Origin of the sequence: Aeromonas sp. Prich7-2 (genome assembly GCF_017939255.1) — a bacterium.
Classification (GTDB): Bacteria; Pseudomonadota; Gammaproteobacteria; order Enterobacterales; family Aeromonadaceae; genus Aeromonas; species Aeromonas caviae.
The window spans coordinates 8,583-14,291 of sequence record NZ_JAGKRI010000327.1; the positions used below are offsets into that span (position 1 = coordinate 8,583).

1 protein-coding gene is annotated in these 5,709 nt (G+C 58.9%); it reads left to right on the forward strand.

Features of this window, described 5'->3' with window-relative positions; all coding sequences use genetic code 11:
- The first annotated feature begins 25 nt into the window (after nt 1-25).
- Nucleotides 26-5,521 carry a type I secretion C-terminal target domain-containing protein gene (locus J9892_RS22600; protein WP_349237055.1) on the forward strand — a complete coding sequence of 1,832 codons (5,496 nt, stop codon included), beginning with the start codon at nt 26-28 and terminating at the stop codon, nt 5,519-5,521.
- The last annotated feature ends 188 nt before the right edge of the window (nt 5,522-5,709 follow it).

Sequence of the window (5,709 nt, forward strand, 5' to 3'; positions counted from 1 at the left end):
CACTGCGGCACCGACCGTGGTTATCGTGGATGATGCCAACAACGACCAGATGCTGACCAAGGCCGAGATTGGCAATGATCAGATCCAGGTACGCGCCGGGATCAATCACGCAGACCTGGTTGCGGGCGGCAAGGTGACGCTGACCATCAACAATGGCGGGGTGAACAGCACTGTCCAGTTGACGCTCAAGGCCGATGGCACCCTGCTGGCAAGCAATGGCAAGAGCTACGGCTATCAGAATGGCTCCATCAGCTGGACGGAGACGACCCCGGCCAACGGCAAATCGTTGACGGTGACGGCGACCCAGACCGACAAGGCGGGCAACGTCTCCCTGCCGGGCAGCGACAACGCGCAGATCCTGAATGAAGCGCCGGAGACGGCGAACAAGCAGGCAAACGGTCAGGAAGATGCTGCCAGCATCGCCATTCCGACCCTCAGTGGCAGCGACATCGATGGCAACGTGGTGAGTTTCACCATCAAGAGCCTGCCTGCCAACGGCATCCTCTATCTGAACGGGGTGGCTGTGACGGTGGATCAGAGCATTGCGGTGGCGGACGCCGGCAAGCTCACCTTCACTCCGAATGCGAACTGGAACGGCAACACCACCTTCAACTATGCGGCGGTAGACAACGACGGCGCCGTGGATGCGAGTCCCGCAACCGTGACCATCAAGGTGGATGCGGTCAACGATCTGCCGACGCTGACCATCTCCAACGGGGCTGTCGTCTCCGAAGAGGGGCTGGCAAACGGTATTGCCGACACGGTCGGCAACCCGGATACCACCAACGCCATCAAGGCGTCCGGTACCCTCTCGGTGGGCGACATCGACAGCAGCACGCTCAGCATCTCCCTGAACGGACCGGCCGGGCTGACATCCGGTGGGGCCAAGGTCCAGTGGAGTTGGGATGCGGGCAGCAAGACGCTGGTCGGCTACACGGGGGCGATTGGCGGCGCCGATTACAAGGCTGTGGTCGAGGTCAAGCTGACGGCACCCAATGCCAGCGGCAAGGGAGCGTGGACTTATGATGTGACCCTTAAGGAGCCACTCGACCACGGGGATACGACCTCGGAAGACAAGCTGTCGTTCCAGCTGGACGTGGAGGTCTCCGATGGCAGCGGCGTCACCAAGGGCAAGCTGGATGTCAGCGTGGAGGACGACTCCCCCATTGCTGGCAACAGCGATGCCGTTTCCGTGGTGAAGACCGATATTCCGAACGTGCTGACCGGGTTCTTCGATCTGACCAAGTACAGTGACAACCAGAGCACCCTGAACATGGCGGGTTTTACCATCAGCGCCTTGGGCTTCAAGTCGGCAACCGATTCCTCACTGGTAACGGCGGATGTCAACGGCTCCAGCTCGGGGCTGGGGGTGGCTAGCGGTGCTGCGCCTTACCACAACCTCGCCAATGAAATTGACTTCCGCCATTTTGCTGATGGCTCTTCCGTATCCGAGCGGCTTATCGTCACGCTGGATGCGGGCAAGGTTGCCTACGGCGCCAACATCAAGTTCAGCAAGATGTTTGGCGGCGAGCTGGAGAGCGGGGTCGTGGAGTTCTACCGAGACAACGTATTGATTTCCACACTTTCATTCAGATCGGATGCAGCGGGCGGAGAGTTCAACCAGAACTTCCAGGTGCAGCAGGGTGGCTTCGATACCATGGTGATCAAGGCGACCAATAACGGCAACATCAATACCAAAGACAACAGCGACTTTACCGTCAAGTCTATCGAGTTTCTGGGGGCTGATACGCCGCAGGCAATTGCCTATGGTTCGGGTACGGTTGCACCGCAATGGGGTGCTGATGGCAAGGGGCATATAGCGCTTTTGGGATCCAATGAAGTGGGTTTGATGACAGCTACTGGTAAAGAGATCTCAATTTCCAGCAAAGCAGGTCTACCCAATACCCTGTATGGCGAAGCCAGTGACGGCACTTTGGTGTTCAGGTTGGAGTTCACCCCAGCCACTGGCAAGTGGGAGTTCTTCCAGTACCAGCGCATGTCCAAACCCCTGGGTGATGGTGACATCGACTTCCAGATCCGGGTGGTGGATGGTGACGGTGACGCCAGCATTGGTTCCTTCGCCACCAAGCCTCTCTTCACGCCGCTGGTTCAGGGTGTCTTCAGCGAGAGCGTGACTGAAGGGGGCAACCTGTTGCACAAGGTCACCTTGTCCGATGCGACCCAGGAAGCGACCGAATACGATTTCGCCATTCGCGGATCGGGCAACAACCCCGCATCCTACCAGGACTGGGGCAATGCCCAGTTCAGCAACGGCGTGACCTACAACAGCACCACCGGCAAGATCACGGTACCGGCGGGCGTGACAGACTTCACGGTGACCATCCCGACGGTAAACGATCGCCTGGTCGAGACGAACGAGACCCTCTCGGTGACCATCGGTGGTCAGAGCGGGACCGGTACCATAGTGGACAACGATCGGGCGCCGACGGCGGCTGGCGGCCACAGCACCGGTGCCGAAGATCAGCCCCAGGTCCTGACCTGGGCCCAGTTCGGTGCCAGCGATGATCAGGACGCGACTGATCTCGGGGTGCAGATCAACACCCTGCCGCTGAACGGTACCCTCGAATACCTCAATGCGGCTGGGCAGTGGGTTGCGGTGCAAACCGGATCCCTCATCTCCTATGCCGAGGTGAACGCAGGCCATCTGCGCTTCGTGCCAGGTCTGAACGAATCGAGCACCCATGCCGCCAACGGCAACGGCGCTGTGGTCGGCAACATGAAGGGCGACTATGCCAGCATCGGCTATCAGATAAGCGACGGTGCCAACCTCAGCAACGGCAGCAAGCTGGTGATCGACGTGGCGGCGGTGGCCGACAAGCCGACCGTCAACCTGAGTCTGGTGGGCAACGGTATTCCCCTTTACAACCTGAGCTTCCCGAGCGCGGGGATCACCACGGGCCAGTTCCAGTCCGGCAACTTCGACAAGGGGGCCCTCGGGATCACCAAGACCCTGACCGATAGCACTTCTAGTAAGGACTCCGTGGTGGGCGGTGATGGCAACGACTACATCGTGAGCCAGAAGGGGGGCGGCGACCACTTCGTCGGTGGCAACGGCAATGACGTGCTGGTCGGTGGCAACTCAGTGTCGGGCGATACCCTCGACGGCGGCGTTGGAAATGACATTCTGGTCGCTGGGTTGGGTGGCGATACTCTCTATGGCGGTGCTGGTGATAAAGATATCGCTGTACTGTCCGGCAACCGTGCCGACTACGCCATCACAAAGGGCAGCGGATACTCGATCAATGATCGCTGGTTCAACTTCTCGGTCACGGAGAAGGGGGTCGGTATCACCAAGGCGCTGCACGACGTGGAGTATGTCCAGTTCGCCGACGGTGTCTACCAGATCAATCAGGATACGGGCGTGCTGACCCTGGTGCAGCCGGTGGTGGTCGACTACCCGCTGGAGGTGAGCGCCTCCCTGAGCGATCGGGATGGCAGCGAAGTGCTCGACAGCCTGGTACTGAGCGGGATGCCGAAGGGTGCTGCACTCTACAGCGGTAGCCAATTGCTGGGAACCGTCGGGGTTGATGGCAAGCTTACCCTCACCGCCAACAGCGGTCTGTGGAGTGAGATCGCGCTGGATGTGAAGTTGAGCGGACTGACGCTGCGAGTGCCGGGCAGCAGCGCCGGTCGGGTGGATCTCAAGGTGGAGGCGATCACACGCGAGTTGTATTCGGAGTCGTCAAACACCGCCAGCGACGAAGACAGTATCCGTCTGAGCTACTTCAATGCCACCGAAGGGGAGCCGGGCAACCAGGACCAGACCTATGGCAGTGAGCACAATATCGTTGTGGGGGATCTGGATGGCAGCGTTGTGCTGCCGGGTCAGAACTACAACATTGCCTTCATCGTTGATAGTTCCGGTAGTATCGGTGACGACGCAATAGAGACGATCCGCACACAACTGGAGAAGGTCTTTACCAGCCTCAAGACCAGTGCGGGCACTGACAATGCGGGTACCGTCAATATCTTCCTTGTGGATTTCGATACCACGACCCATGGCAGTGTCAGCGTCAATCTGACCGATAGCGGGGCATTAAAGACCTTGCTTGATGCCCTCAAGGGGATGTCCGCCGACGGTGGCACCAACTATGAGGCCGCATTCAGCAAGGCGGCGGACTGGTTTGCCGCAAGCACGGCGACAAGCAATGTGGATGCGAAGAACCTGGCCTACTTCATCACCGATGGCGAGCCGACCTTCTATGATCTCGGCACCACCACTAGGCTCCGTGATGTGAAGATCATCGACAGGGCTTTTGCCAATGACGACTATCTCAACGCTACTTCTTTGAACCTCAACAATTATGTGCTCGGCAATACCGTGGCCTATAGCGGTCTCGAAGTGGTCAACAGTAAAGGGGAAGTGATCAAGTGGACTCAAGTATGGGGTGGTTGGTCGGGGACCACGGTGGGAGTTATCGTCAAGGGCAGCAACGGCCAGAACCAGATCCAGCTGCTGGGCGGGGATGGGCGAAACAGCACCGATGAGGTTCGGGCCGACGCCTTGTTGGGTTACCAGCTGTTGACCGCAAAAGGGGTGACCGTCGAGGCGATCGGATTGGGTAATAACATTTCCTATAACGATCTCAAGTCCTACGACTCTGACGGTGTCATCATGACCGGCGTCAATGCTAGCGACTTGGCCAACACCATCTTGGGTAGCTCCGTCAACAACAAGCCGGGCAGTGACCGGATCGATGGCGGTGCCGGCGACGACATCCTGTTTGGCGACGCGGTACGCTTCACCGGCATCAGCGGGGAAGGGTATGCGGCCATCAAGCAGTATGTGAGCGGCAAGCTGGGGGCAGGGTCGGTGACCGATGCCCAGGTGCACGCCTACATCACGGATCACGCCAGCGAGTTCGATCAGTCGTCGACCAATGACAAGGGTGACACCCTCCTCGGTGGTGATGGCAATGACATCCTGTTCGGTCAGGGGGGGGATGACTTCCTGTACGGCGGTGCCGGCAACGACACCCTGTTCGGTGGTAGCGGCAACGACACCCTCTATGGGGAGAGCGGCAACGATCGCCTCTATGGTGGCAGTGGCAACGACACCCTCTATGGCGGTACCGGCAACGACATATTGAGCGGCGGACTGGGCAACGACATCCTGATCGGGGGGGCCGGAAACGACATCCTCATGGGGGATGCAGGTGCTGATACCTTCACCTGGCTGAAGGGGGATACCGAGGCTGGCAAGGTGGCCAAGGACTACATCGTCGATTTCAGCAAGTCGGAAGGGGACAAGCTGGATCTGAGCGACTTGCTCGACAGCGATGGTAGCAAGAGCGAGAGCTCCCTGAAGAGCCTGCTCTCGGTGTTCCAGGACAGCGAAGGGGTGCATCTGCAAGTCAAGGAGAGCAGTGCCGCGCCGGTGACCCAGGAGATAGTGCTGATGAACCACACCTTCGACACTCTGACGGGCGGTTCAGGGACGACTGCCAACCAGGTGATCGACTTCATGTTGCAAAACAACATGTTGGATATCAACAAGTAACAGCCAAGCGGGCTGGGCAAAAGCGGCAGAGCAATCTGCCGCTTTTTTTAGGTTCTTCGCGGGATCTTGGGGAAGTGGAAGTTGACAGACAGGGTGCTGGTAAACTGGCTGTCTCCAAACACACCACCACCATCACCCTGCTGTCGCCGTGCATCATATTGATATTGCCTCCTTCTGGCCAGGTTATA